This window comes from Pseudomonas sp. GW821-FHT09E12 (genome assembly GCF_059416085.1).
In genome coordinates, this window is record NZ_JBWKOM010000010.1 from 90,466 (window position 1) to 107,165 (window position 16,700).

At 62.8% G+C, this 16,700-nt stretch carries 13 protein-coding genes; 6 read left to right on the plus strand and 7 right to left on the minus strand.

What is annotated here, in order from left to right; translation table 11 throughout:
- Positions 1-68 precede the first annotated feature (68 nt).
- Positions 69-2,174, plus strand: a complete 2,106-nt coding sequence (locus tag AC07PQ_RS25945; RefSeq protein WP_493186427.1) for an ATP-binding protein — start codon at positions 69-71, stop codon at positions 2,172-2,174.
- A 206-nt stretch (positions 2,175-2,380) separates the two neighbouring features.
- Positions 2,381-5,329 (plus strand): HD domain-containing phosphohydrolase, encoded by a 2,949-nt coding sequence (locus tag AC07PQ_RS25950; RefSeq protein WP_493186426.1) that lies wholly within the window; start codon positions 2,381-2,383, stop codon positions 5,327-5,329.
- A gap of 6 nt (positions 5,330-5,335) precedes the next feature.
- On the opposite strand, the gene AC07PQ_RS25955 is transcribed toward AC07PQ_RS25950, so the two are convergent.
- Positions 5,336-5,818 carry a GAF domain-containing protein gene (locus tag AC07PQ_RS25955; protein WP_493186425.1) on the minus strand — a complete coding sequence of 161 codons (483 nt, stop codon included), beginning with the start codon at positions 5,816-5,818 and terminating at the stop codon, positions 5,336-5,338.
- Positions 5,815-6,705 (minus strand): ATP-binding protein, encoded by an 891-nt coding sequence (locus tag AC07PQ_RS25960; protein WP_007931443.1) that lies wholly within the window; start codon positions 6,703-6,705, stop codon positions 5,815-5,817. The genes AC07PQ_RS25955 and AC07PQ_RS25960 overlap by 4 nt, the downstream gene beginning before the upstream one ends.
- A 164-nt stretch (positions 6,706-6,869) precedes the next feature.
- On the opposite strand from AC07PQ_RS25960, the gene AC07PQ_RS25965 reads away from it, so the two are divergent.
- Positions 6,870-9,191 (plus strand): hybrid sensor histidine kinase/response regulator, encoded by a 2,322-nt coding sequence (locus AC07PQ_RS25965; RefSeq protein WP_007931442.1) that lies wholly within the window; start codon positions 6,870-6,872, stop codon positions 9,189-9,191.
- Here the strand turns inward: AC07PQ_RS25965 and AC07PQ_RS25970 are convergent.
- The 3 genes from AC07PQ_RS25970 to msrB form a co-directional block, all read right to left on the minus strand.
- Positions 9,175-9,636, minus strand: a complete 462-nt coding sequence (locus AC07PQ_RS25970; protein WP_007931441.1) for a MarR family winged helix-turn-helix transcriptional regulator — start codon at positions 9,634-9,636, stop codon at positions 9,175-9,177. The genes AC07PQ_RS25965 and AC07PQ_RS25970 overlap by 17 nt on opposite strands.
- Entirely contained in the window at positions 9,633-10,118 is a 486-nt protein-coding gene (locus AC07PQ_RS25975) for a glutathione peroxidase (RefSeq protein WP_007931440.1), read from the minus strand. Before AC07PQ_RS25975 ends, AC07PQ_RS25970 begins: the two co-directional genes overlap by 4 nt.
- 112 nt (positions 10,119-10,230) lie before the next feature.
- Positions 10,231-10,623 (minus strand): peptide-methionine (R)-S-oxide reductase MsrB, encoded by a 393-nt coding sequence (gene msrB, locus AC07PQ_RS25980; protein WP_007931439.1) that lies wholly within the window; start codon positions 10,621-10,623, stop codon positions 10,231-10,233.
- Positions 10,624-10,847: 224 nt separating this feature from the next.
- On the opposite strand from msrB, the gene AC07PQ_RS25985 reads away from it, so the two are divergent.
- Together AC07PQ_RS25985 and htpX are read left to right on the plus strand one after the other, a co-directional pair.
- Positions 10,848-12,059, plus strand: coding sequence for a pyridoxal phosphate-dependent aminotransferase (locus AC07PQ_RS25985; protein ID WP_007931438.1), 1,212 nt, complete (start codon positions 10,848-10,850; stop codon positions 12,057-12,059).
- A 301-nt stretch (positions 12,060-12,360) separates the two neighbouring features.
- Complete coding sequence (gene htpX, locus AC07PQ_RS25990) at positions 12,361-13,251, plus strand: protease HtpX (protein WP_007931437.1); 891 nt, start codon at positions 12,361-12,363, stop codon at positions 13,249-13,251.
- 69 nt (positions 13,252-13,320) lie between these two features.
- Here htpX and AC07PQ_RS25995 read toward each other — a convergent pair whose 3' ends face one another.
- On the minus strand, positions 13,321-13,977 hold the full coding sequence (locus AC07PQ_RS25995; protein WP_493186424.1) for a thiopurine S-methyltransferase: 657 nt from the start codon (positions 13,975-13,977) through the stop codon (positions 13,321-13,323).
- A gap of 101 nt (positions 13,978-14,078) precedes the next feature.
- Here AC07PQ_RS25995 and AC07PQ_RS26000 point away from each other — a divergent pair, with 101 nt between their 5' ends.
- Positions 14,079-14,846, plus strand: coding sequence for a DODA-type extradiol aromatic ring-opening family dioxygenase (locus AC07PQ_RS26000; protein WP_007931435.1), 768 nt, complete (start codon positions 14,079-14,081; stop codon positions 14,844-14,846).
- A 113-nt stretch (positions 14,847-14,959) separates the two neighbouring features.
- Here AC07PQ_RS26000 and AC07PQ_RS26005 read toward each other — a convergent pair whose 3' ends face one another.
- The gene (locus tag AC07PQ_RS26005; protein ID WP_007931434.1) at positions 14,960-16,633 is read right to left on the minus strand and encodes a DEAD/DEAH box helicase; all 1,674 of its coding nucleotides are present in this window, start codon (positions 16,631-16,633) and stop codon (positions 14,960-14,962) included.
- Positions 16,634-16,700: the final 67 nt, after the last annotated feature.

Consider the following 16,700-nt stretch of genomic DNA (forward strand, 5'->3'; position numbering starts at 1 on the left):
TGACGGCCACGGCAGTTTCGCTGTTCCTGTTGTTTGGCCTGGTCGAGGCCGGGCAACCAGAGTCCGCAATGACATCCCTCCCTCAGTGCCCTGACACGGCGCCTTGTCTTGAATCGGCCACCGCCCCGCCTCTCGATAACGGCCATCGCGGGCTGCTCCTGCTCGCAGGCCTGGTGCTCGGCGTGCCGCTGCTGGCGTCCCTGGGCTGGAATGCCTGGCTGCACCGGCGACTGACCCAGCAGCAACAGGCCACCCATGACTTCAGGCAGCAGCTCGCATTCATGCAGGCCTGGATCGACGGCGTGCCGCATCCGACTTACGTGCGCGACCGCCAGGGCCTGCTGCAAAGCTGCAATGCCAGCTACCTGGAAAGCTTCGCCGCCCGGCGCGAAGAGGTCATCGGCAAAAGCCTGTTGCAGGGACTTTTGGACGATCCCCAGCAGGCCCGCGAATATCATGCCGACTACCAGCGCGTCATGGCGCAAGACCGTCCGCTGCTGCGTGACCGGCCACTGCGCCTGAACGCAGAGGAACTGACCGTCCAGCACTGGGTCCTGCCCTACCGGGACGCGAACGGCGAGGTCCAGGGCATCATTGGCGGCTGGGTCGATATCAGCGAACGCCATCGGCTCAGCGACAGCCTCAAGGCCGCCCAACAACAGGCCGAAGCGGCCAGCCTGGCGAAAAGCGCTTTCCTGGCCAGCACCAGCCACGAACTGCGCCGCTCCATGAATGCCCTGATCGGTGCGCTGGAACTGCTGCGGCAGCGCTCCGACAGCCAGTCCCAGGATCGTCCGGTCATTGAAATGGCTTATCGCTCGACCCGGGCGATGCAGGGTCTGGTCGACGGCACCCTCGATATCGCCCGCATCGAATCGGGGTGCCTGGACCTGGCGCCCGAATGGCTCGAACCGCGCGCCCTTGTCGAATCCATCGTCAGGGAGTTCGACAGCCAGGCCCGGGAGAAGCACCTCAAGCTGCTACCGACCTTCCACTCCAGCGTCGAGCCGGTCGATGTGCTGCTCGACCCACTGCGTTTCAAGCAGGTTCTGGGCAACCTGCTGCACAACGCGATCAAGTTCACCGAACAGGGTCAGGTCAAAATCCATCTCGACCTGCAAGCGGCCACGCAGCCGCAACAGGTGCGGCTGATGCTGCAAGTGACGGACAGCGGCATCGGCATCGACGAGCAGGATCAGCACAGGCTGTTCGAACCCTTCTTCCAGGCCCAGGCTCGCACCCCATCCAGACCTGACGGCGCAGGGCTGGGCCTGACTATTTGCCGCCACCTCTGCGAGCTCATGCAGGGCACGCTGCAACTGACCAGCCAGCCGGGCATAGGCACGGAAGTCCGGGTCCTGTTGCCGCTGGCCTGTCAGCCAGCGCGAAAACCCGCGCCCCTCGTCGAACCACTCATTGCCCCTGCCACCCGGGCCTTGAACGTACTGGTGATCGATGACCATGCGGCGGACCGCCTGCTGCTGAGCGAACAACTGCACTTTCTCGGGCACCGTTGCCGCACCGCCGAAGACGTCGAGCAAGGCTTCGAGCTCTGGTGCAAGGGGTTCTTTGACTTGCTCATCGTCGATTGCAACATGCCGGGCATGCACGGCTACGACCTGGTCCGCGCCATCCGCGAGCATGAACGCCTGGAGTCCCGCGCGGCTTGCCGGGTATTGGGGGTGACCGCCAGCCCCAGGCCGCGAGAGAGGCAGCAGTGCGAACAGGCCGGCATCGATGACTGCCTGTTCAAGCCTGTCGGCCTGGCGACCCTCGGCCATAAACTGGCGGGCCTGCAACCGCGGCCCTGGAATGGCGTGTTCAGCCTGAAGGCGCTGCGCACCCTGTCCCGCGGCAAACCGCAGTTCGCCCTGCGCATCCTTACCGAACTGCTGCATTGCAGCTACCGGGACCGCCAGCAACTGATGGCCCTGCCCTGCGAGCCCCCGCCCCAGGCACTGGCGGAACTCGCCCACAAGATCAAGGGCTCGGCCCTGATGGTGCAGGCAAAAGACCTTGAAACGCAGTGCGAAGCCCTTGAGCAGGCTGTTTTGCAAGACGCGGACAGGCAAACCCTGATGCAGCGCAGAACCGCCCTGGAACAGGCCATGCTCAAGCTCGAACGGGCCCTGCTGTGGCAAATCGATCAACAGCACAGCCCGGCTACGACCTGATCCCCATCACCAGCGCAGCAACTTGTGGTGCGGCTAGTTGCCAGGCAAATATCAAAAAGCCACTATCCTGTCAGTCGACCCCAAAAGCCTCATGGCAATGCAATTCGCAACGCCCCCCGGAGCTGCCTCCCCTGAGCGCAATGCACCTGCCTTAACTATGCTCAAACGTTGAGTTGCGCATCACGCGCCCCCTGGAGAGAGCTGCAATGCCAAGCACGCTGTCGTTCGATAAACGCCGATTTCCTCTCCATGTGCATATCAGCGTGATGTTCACCTGTCTGCTTCTGCTGACCGGCGTGGTGCTGGGCTTTTTCAATTACCAGCAGACCACCCGCATCATCCTTTCCAGCAGTGAAAAACTGTTCCAGCGCATCGAACAGGACGTGCAACTGGACCTGAAAGCGACCTACGAACCGATTCGCCATCTGCTCAGCCTGCTGGTGGGCAACCCGGCCATCCAGACCGGCGACCTCGAGCAACGCCTGGCGCTGCTTGGGCCTTTCAGCCAATCGCTCAAGGACAACCCCGACCTGGCCTCACTCTATGTGGGTTATGCCGATGGGGATTTTTTCATGGTCCGGCCCTTGCGCACCCAGGCTTTGAAACAAGCTCGCCAGGCCCCTGAAGCCGCGGCCTATGAAGTCTGGAGCATCGAGCGAGACCGCCACACCGGGCAACTGCATTCGCAGTCGCTGTTCTACGACGCCAGCCTCGACCCCGTCAGCCGCCGCGACAACCCCCAGGAATCCTACGACCCGAGCGCCCGCAACTGGTTTGCGGGCGCCAAGGACAACACCGATCAGATCACCACCGAGCCCTACGTCTTTTTCTCGACCCGCAACGTCGGCACCACCCTCGCCCGCCGCAGCGGCAACCAGGCGGTGATCGGGGCCGACCTGACCCTGGAACAACTCTCAGCGACCCTGGCCAAGCATCGGGTCACGCCCAGCACCGAAATCGCCCTGGTGGATGGCCACGGCGATGCCGTGGCCTACCCGGACAGCCGTCGCCTGATCGTCGAAGAACAGAGCGCCCGGCTGATCCGCGCCAACGACCTGAACCCGGCTCTCGACGCGTTGCTGCAAGGCAAGGCCCAGGGCAACCGCCTGCGGCTCGGGGATCGCCAATGGATAGTTGCCCGCCGGCACCTGCAGGAAGGTGGACCCGGTGGGTTGCAGCTGGCGCTGCTGGTGCCCGAGGACGAGTTGCTGACGGACGCCTATCGCCTGCGCTGGCAAGGCGCACTCATCACCTTGGGCATTCTGCTGTTGTGCCTGCCGCTCGGCTGGCTGACCTCGCGCGTTCTGGTCAGGCCGCTGCGCGCCCTGGTGCAGGAAGCCGATGCCATCCGCAGCTTCGATTTCGATTACCCGCTGACGCGCCGCTCGCCCGTGCTGGAAATCGACCAGTTGAGCGTGTCGATGGCCCGCATGAAGGACACCCTGGCCAGCTTTTTCGAGATCACCGCCAGCCTTTCCGCGGAAACCCGCTTCGACCCGCTGCTGCAACGGGTGCTGGTTGAAACCATGAAGATCGGCCAGGCCCAGGCCGGGCTGATCTACCTGCGCGAAAACGATGGCATGAACCTCAAGCCCCACGGCCTGATCATCGCCGATGTTGTCCAGGACCTGCAGGCATTCGATGTACGCAGCCAGGACATCCAGCACGAGGCAAGCCCCGCATGGCTGCGGCAACTGGCGAACGGCGAGAGCCTGGTCACGACCCTGGGGTTCGAGCAGGCGGCCGACCTGCAAGGCGTGTTGCTGGCGATGAACTGCCCCAGCGTGCACCTGATCGGTATCCGCCTGCACAATCGCCACAACGAAACCGTCGGCATCCTTGTGCTGCTGCTGGCCGACAGCGGCCAGGAAGCCGACCTGAAAAAACTCGGCCCGGACCGCGTCGCGTTCCTGCAGGCGGTTTCCGGCGCCGCGGCGGTCAGCATCGACAGCCAGCGCCTGCAGAACCGGCAAAGACAATTGCTCGACGCCTTCATCCAACTGCTGGCCGGCGCGATCGACGCCAAGAGCCCGTACACCGGCGGGCATTGCCAGCGGGTGCCGGCGCTGACACTAATGCTCGCCCAGGCCGCCGCGGCCAGCCAGCAGCCGGCGTTCAGCGCCTACCAGCCCAGCGAAGATGAGTGGGAGGCCTTGCATATCGCCGCCTGGTTGCACGACTGCGGCAAGATCACCACCCCCGAGTACGTGGTCGACAAGGCCACCAAGCTGGAAACCCTGAACGACCGTATCCATGAAATCCGCACCCGCGTCGAGGTACTCAAGCGCGATGCCTGGATCGACTACTGGCAGGCTCGCGCCCAGGGTGGCGATGAGGTTTCCCTGGCCGCGACCCGCGATGCAAGCCTGGTGGAACTGGACGACGACTTTGCCTTTATCGCCCATTGCAACCTGGGCACCGAAGCCATGGGCGAGGCCGATCTGCAACGGTTGGCGAGGATCGCCCAGCGCACCTGGAGCCGGACGCTGGACGACCGCCTGGGCGTGTCATGGGAAGAAAACCACCGCCAGCAACGCACACCGGCGCCGACCCTGCCGGTCACCGAACAGTTGCTGGCCGACAAGCCCGAGCAACTGATCGAACGCAACCCCGCCGAGCTGATCCCGGCGGACAATCCCTGGGGCTTCAAGCTCGATGTGCCGCCTTACAAATACAACCGTGGCGAGCTGTACAACCTGAGCATTGGCAAAGGCACGCTGACCCGGGAAGAGCGCTACGTGATCAACCATCACATGGTGCAGACCATCCTGATGCTCAACCACCTGCCCTTCCCTAGCCACTTGAGCAGCATTCCCGAGATCGCCGGCGGCCATCACGAGAAAATGGATGGCAGCGGTTATCCCAAGCAGCTGAAACGGGAGCAGATGAGCCTGCCGGCGCGGATGATGGCGATCGCCGATATCTTCGAAGCCCTGACGGCGGCGGACCGTCCCTACAAGAAAGGCAAGACCCTGAGCGAAGCGCTGGGCATCATGGCAACCATGTGCCGCACTGCCCATATCGATCCGGAACTGTTCGAGCTGTTCATCCAGACCGGGATCTACCAGAAGTACGCTGACCGCTTCATGGAACCGCAGCAGATCGACGGGGTAGACCCCGAGGCCGTGCTGGGCAAGGCCGGGCTCAGGGTCTGACGAGGCTCAGCAGTCGGTCAGGCGCAGGAAGATCGCCGCCAGACGCTCGATGCCGGCCTGGTCCTCGAGGGTGAAGCGGGCGATTTTCGGGCTGTCCAGGTCCAGCACGCCGATCAGCCGCCCTTCTTTGACCAGGGGCACCACCAGCTCACTGTTGGAAGCGCTGTCGCAGGCGATATGCCCGGGGAACGCGTGCACATCCTCGACCCGCTGGGTCTGCAGGCTCGCCGCGGCCGCGCCGCACACACCACGACCGAAGGGAATGTGCACACAGGCGATCTGGCCCTGGAACGGGCCGAGCACCAGTTCCTCGTTGCGATTGAGGTAGAACCCGGCCCAGTTCAAGTCGTCCAGCTGGTTGAATAGAAACGCCGAGAATTGCGCGGCGTTGGCGATGAAATCGCGCTCGTCGGCCAGCAACGATTCCAGCTGGGCGCACAGCAAGGCATAGCCGTCCAGGCCTTTGCCGGTGTTCTGCAGATCGATCATGCTTTTTGCTCCAACAACTTCAAACCTACCCAGTAGCGCGCGAACTGATACGCGCAGCGACCATTGCGATTGCCACGGCCGGTGGCCCAGCGCACGGCGAGGATGTCCAGGGCTTCATCACGCTGCCATTGCAGGCCCGCCTTGCGTCCCAACTCGCCGATCCAGTGCTCGACCACGTTCAGGTAGTGCTCCTGGGTGAAGGGGTAGAACGACAACCACAGGCCAAAACGGTCCGACAAGGCAATCTTGTCTTCCACCGCTTCGCTCGGGTGCAGCTCGCCATCGACGCGCTTCCAGTTCTCGTTGTCGCTTTCCTTCTCCGGAACCAGGTGCCGGCGGTTGGACGTGGCGTACAGCAGCACATTGTCCGGGGCCTGCTCCAGCGAGCCGTCGAGCACGCTCTTGAGGACCCGGTAGTCGCCCTCGCCCGACTCGAACGACAGGTCGTCGCAGAACAGCACGAAACGCTGCGGCAGCTTGACCAGTTGCTCCACCACCCGCGGCAGGTCGGCCAGGTGATCGCGCTCGATCTCGATCAGGCGCAGGCCGTGCTGGGCATGCTCGGCCAGCAGCGCGCGGACCAGCGACGATTTACCGGTGCCGCGCGAGCCCCACAGCAAGGCGTGGTTGGCCGGCAGGCCGTCGAGAAACTGCCGGGTATTGCGCCCCAACTGGTCGCGCTGGTTATCGACCCCGATCAGGTCGGACAGGCGCATGTCCAGGCTGACGTCCAGCGGCAGCAGAAAACCGCTGCGGCCTTCACGCTGCCAGCGCGCGGCCAGGCATTGGGTCCAGTCGATGGCTTGTCGCGGCGCGGGCAACAGCGGCTCGATACGCGCCAGAACCGCATCGGCGCGCTCAAGAAAAGCATTCAATCGAGATTCCACGACTTCTCCTCGGGCAGGTTCCCAGTAATGATGTGGCACGCAGACGCAACGACCTTGCGCATGCCAGGTCTACCGCAGGCGAACGGCGCCGGGCCCTGCCGGCACACACTGATGATCAGCTATGCTTGCCCAGCGAAGGGAAACGGAAATTGGTTCAACACCCCATGGACATCAAGTTCACCAACCGCCTGTCTTACAAGCAAGCCAGGCTCACTGTGCTGGTCGGTTTTGTCCTGGGGACGGCGCTCAGTCTGCTGCAAATCGGCATCGATTATGCCAGTGAAGATGCCTCCATCAACCGGGAAATCAACGCACTCCTGGAAATCAGCCACAATCCGGCCTCGCGTATCGCCTACAACATCGACGCCGAGCTCGCCCAGGAGCTGACGCTCGGCCTGCTGCGCTCGCCGGCGATCATCCGCGCCCGGCTGGTCGACAACAACGACACTTTGCTGGCCAACGTCACCCGGCCGGCCCAGCAAAGCTCCTACCGGATGCTCAGCGACTTCCTGTTCGGCGCCAAGCGCGAGTTCCAGGACCGCCTGTACCTCGATCACCTGCCCTCGGAATCCCTCGGCGTCCTGCACCTGGAAGTCGACACCTACTCATTCGGCAGCCGCTTCCTGCGCCGTGCGGAAATCACCCTGATCAACGGTTTCGTGCGCAGCCTGATCCTCACCGGGCTGCTCCTGGCGCTGTTCTACGTGATGCTGACCAAACCCCTGGTCGGCGTCATTCGCGAACTCAGCGGGCGCGATCCGCGCAGCCCCGACCAGACCCGGCTGGACTTCCCGCCCAGCCACGAACAGGACGAGATCGGCGTGCTGGTCAAGGTCGCCAACCAGCAGTTCGACAACATGGCCACCGAGATCCAGCAACGGCGCAATGCCGAAAACCGCCTGACCGACTATCTCGGCCAGCTGGAAAACATCGTCTCGGCGCGCACCACCGAGCTCAAGGCGATCAACGACCGGCTGAGCCAGTCCAACGAAGAACTGGAAGTCGCCCGTAGCACCGCCCTCGACATGGCCCAGGCGCGTGCCGCCTTCCTGGCCAACATGAGCCATGAAATCCGCACGCCGCTCAACGGCCTGCTGGGCATGATCGCCCTGTCGCTGGACAGCCCGCTGAACGCCGAACAACGCCAGCAACTGTCGATCGCCCACGACTCCGGCAAAGTGCTGGTGGAGCTGCTCAACGATATTCTCGACATGTCCAAGTTCGACGCCGGCCAGCTGGAGCTGGAGCGCATCCCCTTCGACCTCGGGGTACTGGTGGAAGACACCGCCAACCTGCTGTCGCAGAACGCCGCGCCGAGCGTCGAGCTGGCCTGCCTGATCGAGCCGGAGTTTCCGGCCCTGGTCCTCGGCGACCCCACGCGCGTGCGGCAGATCGTTAGCAACCTGCTGTCCAACGCCCTCAAGTTCACCCGCTTCGGCCGTGTCGATGTGCGCCTGCGTACGTTCGAGGACGGGGTCAGGATCGAAGTCTGCGACACCGGCATCGGGATCGCCCGCGAGGCCCAGGTGAAGATCTTCCAGCCCTATACCCAGGCCGGTGCCGGGATCACCCGGCAATACGGCGGCACCGGCCTGGGCCTGGCCCTGACCTACAACCTCTGCGAAGCCATGCAGGGGCGCCTGAGCATCAGCTCGGAGGTGGGTTTCGGCAGCCAGTTCTGTGCCGACCTGCCGCTGCCCTGCCACACGCCAGCCAGCCCACCGCCGCCGCTGCACGGCCAGGTACTGGCCATTACCTCCGAAGGCAGTGGCCTGGCCGAACTGTTGAGCGTGCAGTTGCCGTTCTGGGGGCTGGAGTATCGGCGCTGCGATCTCGACGAGTCACTGCTCGGGCAGAAGCCGGACCTGTTGATCACCGACTGCCCGGAATGCCTGTTCGGCCTGCGCCCGAGCATCAGCGCGCCGATTCTGCTGGTCACCGCCTACGGCAGTTTCCTGCCCAGCGAAGAAGCCAGCGCCCTGGCGCCGTTGCAGCAACAGGCGCGGCCATTGGCGCGCAACGCCCTGTATCAGACCCTGCGCCGGGCCCTGCTGGCCGAAACCGCGGTGATCAATGAAACCCAGTTGGAAACCCTGGCGCCCCTGCGCCGCGCCTTTATCCTGCTGGTGGAGGACAACCCGGTGAACCAACTGGTGGCCAAAGGTATGTTGAGCAAGCTCGGCTGCGAGGTGACGGTCGCCTCCCAGGGTGCCGAGGCCCTGGACGTGCTGGAGCACCAGCATTTCGACCTGGTGCTGATGGACTGCAACATGCCGGTGATGGATGGCTACGAGGCCAGTCGGCAGATCCGCCGCAGCGGCCGCTGGCCGGACCTGCCGATCGTCGCCCTGACCGCCAATGCCATGCCCGAAGAGCGCGAGCGCTGCCGGGCCGCGGGCATGAGCGACTACCTGTCCAAGCCCTTCCGCCGTGAAGAGCTGATTGCCCTGCTGGACCTCTGGGTGCCGACTACGACAGCGCTTTGACCTGGGCCAGCAGACGGTCCAGGCCATGGCGCAATTCGCTCAGGCTGTCGAGGTCGACCCCGCTGTCGCATAACAGCGCCGCCTTGAGCGGCGGCACCTGATCGCGCAGCGCCAGGCCGGCCGCGCTCAGGCTCAGGTGCACCTCGCGCTCGTCGCGGGACGATCGCTGGCGCTGCACCAGTTGCAGCTGTTCAAGGCGCTTGAGCAACGGCGTCAGGGTCCCGGAATCCAGCGCCAGGCGTTCCCCCAGCGCCTTGACCGTCGGCAGCTCGGGGGGCGTGGCCTGCCATTCCCAGAGCACCAGCATCACCAGGTACTGCGGGTAGGTCAGCCCCAACTGGTCGAGCATCGGTTTGTAGCCCCGCACCACGGCCCGCGAGGCGGCGTACAGCTTGAAGCACAGCTGGCTGTCGAGTTTCAGCGAATCGGCGAACAGGTCGGTCATTTGAGCAGGGCTTCGATCTCGCCGGTCAGGTCCTGAGGCTTGGTGGCCGGGGCGAAACGCTTGACCAGCGCGCCGTCCTTGCCGATCAGGAACTTGGTGAAGTTCCACTTGATGCCCTGGGAACCCAATACCCCCGGCGCGCGTTTTTTCAACTGCACGAACAGCGGATGCGCCTCGGCGCCATTGACGTCGATTTTCTTGAACAGCGGAAAGCTGACGCCGTAGTTCAGCTCGCAGAACTCGGAAATGGCCCCTTCGTTGCCCGGCTCCTGCTTGCCGAACTGGTTGCAGGGAAAGCCCAGCACCACCAGGCCCCGGTCCTTGTAGGTCTGCCACAGTTCTTCCAGGCCCTTGTACTGCGGGGTGAAACCGCACTTGCTCGCAGTGTTGACCACCAGCACGGCCTTGCCGGCGAAGTCGGCCAGGGTCTTTTGCTCGCCCTTGATGGTGGTGCACGGGATGTTCAGCAATGTGTCACTCATGGTGCGGACTCCAGAAATGAAAGGTCCGATAAAAGTAGTACTCAATTAAATTGTGCGCAATTTAATAAATCGAAAAGCGATTCCGAAAAATCGCCTTGGCCGCTCGCTCCGGTCAGCGTGGAACCAGGTCCAGGCACACCGAGTTGATGCAGTAGCGCAGGCCGGTCGGCGGCGGACCGTCCGGGAACACATGCCCCAGGTGCGCATCGCATTTGGCGCAGACCACTTCGGTACGGATCATGCCGTGGCTCAGGTCACGGATCTCGACCATGGCGCTCTCGCCGATCGGCTCGTAGAAGCTCGGCCAGCCGCAACCGGAATCGAATTTGGCCCTGGAGTCGAATAACGGCGCATTGCAGCAGATGCAGTGATACACACCGTCGGTCTTGGTGGCGTTGTACTTGCCCGAGAACGGTCGTTCGGTGCCTTTGAGACGACAGACGTTGTACTGCTCCGGATCGAGCATGGCACGCCATTCTTCAAGGGTTTTTTCCAGCTTTTCCATGGTCCTTCCTCTGCAACTGAAAAAGCCCGATCTGTATCTTTTCCACGGATCGGGCGGCACGTATGATTGCGCCTCGTTAGACGCCAGTCTGGCAGCCGTGTTACACGGGTTCAAACGGATTTTGCCGCCGCGAACCCAGGCTTCAGGCCTGTGTGCAAACGCAGGATTCCCAGTACGGTAGCTCACTCACCGTCTGGATCGTTCATTTTCGGGAACACATCGCCATGCAGGTCAGCAAATCGAACAAGCTCGCCAACGTCTGTTATGACATTCGCGGCCCAGTGCTCAAGCACGCCAAACGCCTGGAAGAGGAAGGCCATCGCATCCTCAAGCTGAACATCGGCAACCCGGCGCCTTTTGGTTTCGAAGCGCCGGACGAAATCCTCCAGGACGTGATCCGCAACCTGCCGACCGCACAGGGCTACAGCGACTCCAAGGGCCTGTTCAGCGCACGCAAGGCCGTCATGCAGTACTACCAGCAAAAGCAGGTGGAAGGCGTCGGCATCGAAGACATCTACCTGGGCAACGGCGTTTCCGAACTGATCGTCATGGCCATGCAGGCCCTGCTCAACAACGGTGACGAAGTGCTGGTCCCGGCCCCGGACTATCCGCTGTGGACCGCGGCCGTAAGCCTGGCCGGCGGCAACCCGGTGCACTACCTGTGCGACGAGCAGGCCAACTGGTGGCCGGACATCGCCGACATCAAGGCCAAGATCACTCCGAACACCAAGGCCCTGGTGATCATCAACCCGAACAACCCGACCGGCGCGGTGTACCCCAAGGCAGTGTTGCTGGACATGCTCGAACTGGCACGCCAGCACAACCTGGTGGTGTTCTCCGACGAGATCTACGACAAGATCCTCTACGACGATGCCGTGCACGTCTGCACCGCCTCCCTGGCGCCGGACCTGCTGTGCCTGACCTTCAACGGCCTGTCCAAGTCCTACCGGGTGGCCGGTTTCCGTTCCGGCTGGGTGGCCATTTCCGGTCCCAAGCACCACGCCCAGAGCTACATCGAAGGCATCGACATGCTGGCCAACATGCGCCTGTGCGCCAACGTGCCGAGCCAGCACGCCATTCAAACGGCGCTGGGCGGCTATCAGAGCATCAACGATCTGGTGCTGCCACCGGGCCGCTTGCTGGAACAGCGCAACCGCACTTGGGAACTGCTCAACGACATCCCCGGCGTCAGTTGCGTCAAGCCCATGGGCGCGCTGTACGCCTTCCCGAAAATCGACCCGAAAGTCTGCCCGATCCACAACGACGAGAAATTCGTCCTGGACCTGCTGCTCTCGGAGAAACTGCTGGTGGTTCAGGGCACCGCCTTCAACTGGCCATGGCCGGACCACTTCCGCGTCGTGACCCTGCCACGGGTCGATGACCTGGAACAGGCGATCGGTCGTATCGGCAGCTTCCTCAAGTCGTATCGCCAGTAAGCCTTGCAACGCAGTGCGGCCGCCCCGGTCGCACTGCGATTAATTCAGCAACACTTCTGTACTCCCTGCTACGCCTACCCTTCTGTATCTTTGCCTTGCGCCTTGTGCCCAGTGGTTGCATGCCTCTGAAGTGCGGCTCGGCTTCCGGTGGCTGCCCAACTGCGACAGAAAGCTCATGCAAGCGTCTAAAATCAGCCTGCAGGACACAGTTTGAAATAGTCACCCGGTTGAATAGGCCGGTGCCGCACCTTATATACCCCGCGGAACGCTACATCTTTAGCATGAGGAGATTTCTACAACCATGATGCGCATCCTGCTGTTCTTGGCCACTAACCTGGCGGTCGTGCTGATTGCCAGCATCACCCTGAGCCTTTTCGGCTTCAACGGGTTCATGGCGGCCAATGGGGTTGATCTCAACCTCAATCAGCTGCTGGTTTTCTGTGCGGTCTTTGGTTTCGCCGGTTCCCTGTTCTCGCTGTTCATCTCCAAGTGGATGGCGAAAATGAGCACCAGCACCCAGATCATTACCCAGCCTCGTACTCGTCATGAGCAATGGCTGCTGCAAACCGTCGAGCAACTGTCCCGCGAAGCCGGGATCAAGATGCCCGAAGTCGGTATTTTCCCGGCCTACGAGGCCAACGCCTTCGCCACCGGCTGGAACAAGAACGACGCGCTGGTTGCGGTCAGCCAGGGCCTGCTCGAGCGTTTCTCGCCCGATGAAGTGAAAGCCGTGCTGGCCCACGAGATCGGTCACGTGGCCAACGGCGACATGGTCACCCTGGCGCTGATCCAGGGCGTGGTGAACACCTTCGTGATGTTCTTCGCGCGCATCATCGGCAACTTCGTCGACAAGGTGATCTTCAAGAACGAAGAAGGTCAGGGCATCGCCTACTACATCGCGACCATCTTCGCCGAACTGGTCCTGGGCATCCTGGCCAGCGCCATCGTCATGTGGTTCTCGCGCAAGCGCGAATTCCGTGCCGACGAAGCCGGCGCGCAACTGGCCGGTACCGCGGCAATGATCGGCGCCCTGCAACGCCTGCGCTCGGAACAGGGCCTGCCGGTGCACATGCCCGACACCTTGAATGCCTTCGGCATCAACGGTGGCCTCAAACAAGGCCTGGCTCGCATGTTCATGAGCCACCCTCCACTGGAAGAGCGTATCGACGCCCTGAGCCGTCGTCGCGGCTGATAACGCTGGCAAACACAAAAAAGGGCGACGCAAGTCGCCCTTTTTCATGGTCTGGAAAAAGGCCGGGGCTCAGCGCGCCAGCAAGCGATAGACCCGTTCTTCGAGGCGGGTCACGCCGCCCTGGAGAAACTTCCAGCTCTCGCCAAGAATGTCCCGCACCTCCTCGACCTGCAGCTGCCAGCGCTTACCGAGCAAGACCTTGACCTCGTCATCGAGCACGGCGAAAGGCGGCCCCGCCATCAGCGCCTGGTCGTAATCCAGAGTGATCAGCAGCCCCTGGCAGCCCTGAGGCAGGACCGACTGCAGATGCGCCGCATACCGCTCACGCATCTGCGGCGGCAAGGCGATCAACGCCGCGCGGTCGTACAACGCCTGGCAGCCGGCGACATCCGTGGCCTGCAGGGCAAAAAAGTCGCCGCACCAGAGCTGGATCGGGCCGTACTCATAGACTTTGAATCCACCTCGAAGCTCAACCTGCGGCTGCACCTGCTGTTCGCTGAAAAAGTCCTGGATGGCCTTCTCCGACAACTCGATACCCAGCACCTGATGGCCCTGGCTGGCCAGCCAGCTCAGGTCCCGGCTCTTGCCGCACAGCGGCACCAGTACCCGCGAACCCGACGCCAGCTCCAACTGGGGCCAGTAGCGTTGCAGGTAAGGATTAACCTCGGACAAATGGAAGCCGATCTGATTCTGTTCCCACCGTTTGTGCCAAAACTCCGGCTGCATAAATCACCCTGAAATTCGATCAAAAACCACAAAAACTTATATTAGATTCAGATCAATGATCTGATTGAAGATGGTGCATCTTAACGCTCAGGACCTTATTCATGCTCCCTAGCCTGTTCATCTCCCACGGATCACCGATGCTCGCCCTGGAACCCGGCGCCAGCGGCCCGGCCCTCGCCCGCCTGGCCGCCGAGCTACCGCGCCCCAAGGCCATAGTGGTGGTGTCGGCCCACTGGGAAAGCCAGGACCTGCGGGTCAGCAGCAACCCGCAACCGCAAACCTGGCATGACTTCGGCGGCTTTCCCGCCGCGCTGTTCGCCGTGCAATACCCCGCCCCCGGCCAGCCTGAACTGGCGGAACAGGTGGCGCAGTTGCTCAGGGCCGATGGCCTGCCGGCGCAGCTCGACGACCAGCGCCCGTTCGACCACGGGGTCTGGGTGCCGCTGTCGCTGATGTACCCACAGGCGGATATTCCGGTGGTCCAGGTGTCTCTGCCCAGTCGCCTTGGACCAGCCCTGCAGACTCAGGTCGGGCATGCCCTGTCCAGCCTGCGGCAACAGGGGGTGTTGTTGATCGGCTCGGGCAGTATTACCCACAACCTGCGCGAACTGGATTGGCACGCCGGCCCGGAAAGCGTCGAGCCGTGGGCCAAGGCGTTCCGCGACTGGATAATCGAGAAACTCGCCGCCAATGATGAAGCCGCGTTGCATGACTACCGTCGCCAGGCGCCGAATGCCGTACGTAGCCACCCCAGCGATGAACACCTGCTGCCGCTGTACTTCGCCAGAGGCGCCGGTGGCGAATTCAGCATCGCCCATCAAGGCTTCACCATGGGCGCGCTGGGCATGGATATCTATCGCTTCGGTTGATGCCCTTGCCGGGCCTGGCGCATCACGATGCGACAACTGATCCAACCCCCAGGCAAAAAAAATCCCCGCACCAGGCGGGGATTTTTTCGTTCAACCAATCAGCTCAGTACTGATCAGTCTTCACGATAGCGACGCAGCTTCAACTGCTTGCCGGCCACGCGAGTGTCCTTCAGCTTGGTCAGCAGACGCTCCAGACCTTCCTCCGGCAGCTCGACCAGGCTGAAGCTGTCACGCACCTGGATGCGACCGATGGCTTCGCGGGCCAGGCCGCCTTCGTTGAGGATGGCGCCCAGTAGGTTCTTGGCCGCGATACCGTCACGCGCGCCCAGCGCGGTACGGCAACGGGCACGACCTTCAGCCAGAGGCATCGGTGCGCGACGCTCACGCTCGCCGCGATCAGGACGATCGCCGGAACGCTCAGGACGGTCGCCACGTGGCGCGCTGTTCGGCACCAGTGGGCGTTCCTTCTCGATCGCTGCCAGGTTCAGCGCCTGACCGTTGGTGGCCTTGCGCAGCAGGGCCGCGGCCAGGGCACGCGGGCTGCAACCGATATCGGCGGTCAGGCGATCCAGCAGATCACCGTGGGTCGATTCAGCGTCAGCGACCAGCGGCGACAGGCTGTTGGTCAGCTTCTTGATGCGCGCGTCGAGAACGGCTTGAGCGTCCGGCAGACGAACCTCGGCAACCTTCTGACCGGTTACACGCTCGATCACTTGCAGCATGCGGCGCTCACGTGGAGTCACCAGCAGCAGCGCACGACCTTCGCGACCGGCACGGCCGGTACGGCCGATACGGTGCACGTAGGATTCCGGGTCGTACGGCATGTCCACGTTGAATACGTGGGTGATGCGCGGTACGTCCAGGCCACGGGCGGCAACGTCGGTCGCCACAACGATGTCCAGGCGGCCATCCTTGAGGGAGTCGATCACACGCTCACGCTGGTTCTGGGCGATGTCGCCGTTCAGCGCAGCGGCCTTGTAGCCTTTGGCTTCCAGGGCACTGGCCAGGTCCAGGGTCGCTTGCTTGGTGCGCACGAACATGATCAGGGCGTCGAAATCTTCCACTTCCAGCAGGCTGAGAACAGCAGAAGTCTTCTGGTCAGCGTGAACCAACAGGTGAGCCTGTTCGATCGCGGTGACGGTCTGAGTCTTGCTCTGGATCTTGACGTGTTTCGGGTCCTTCAGGTGACGCTCGGCGATCGCACGGATCGACTGCGGCAAGGTGGCCGAGAACAGTACGGTCTGACGGGTTTCCGGCATGGCCTTGAAGATGACTTCCAGGTCATCCATGAAGCCCAGTTTCAGCATTTCGTCGGCTTCGTCGAGAACCAGGTGGTTCACGGTAGCCAGGACTTTTTCGTCGCGACGCAGGTGGTCGCACAGACGGCCCGGAGTGGCGACAACGATCTGTGCGCCATTACGGATTGCTTTCAGTTGTGGGCCCATCGGCGCGCCGCCGTAGACAGCCACAACAGTTACGCCCGGCATTTGCTTGGCGTAGGTTTCGAAAGCGGTTGCAACTTGCAGCGCCAACTCACGGGTTGGGGCCAGGATCAGAGCTTGCGGCTCGCGCTTGGACGGATCAATGCGGTGCAGGATAGGCAGGGCGAACGCGGCGGTCTTACCGGTACCGGTTTGCGCCTGACCAATCATATCGTGACCGGCGAGGATGATCGGGATCGACTGCTGCTGAATGGCCGAAGGCTCTTCATAGCCGGTAGCGACTACTGCAGCGACAATATTGGGATGAAGTTCAAGAGCGGCGAAGCCGCCGATTTCCTGGGTCATGGGTCTGCCTCTAAGTGCATCCGCAAAGACCCATGCTCCAAAGCTGCGCATGCCGTGTAAGACTCAA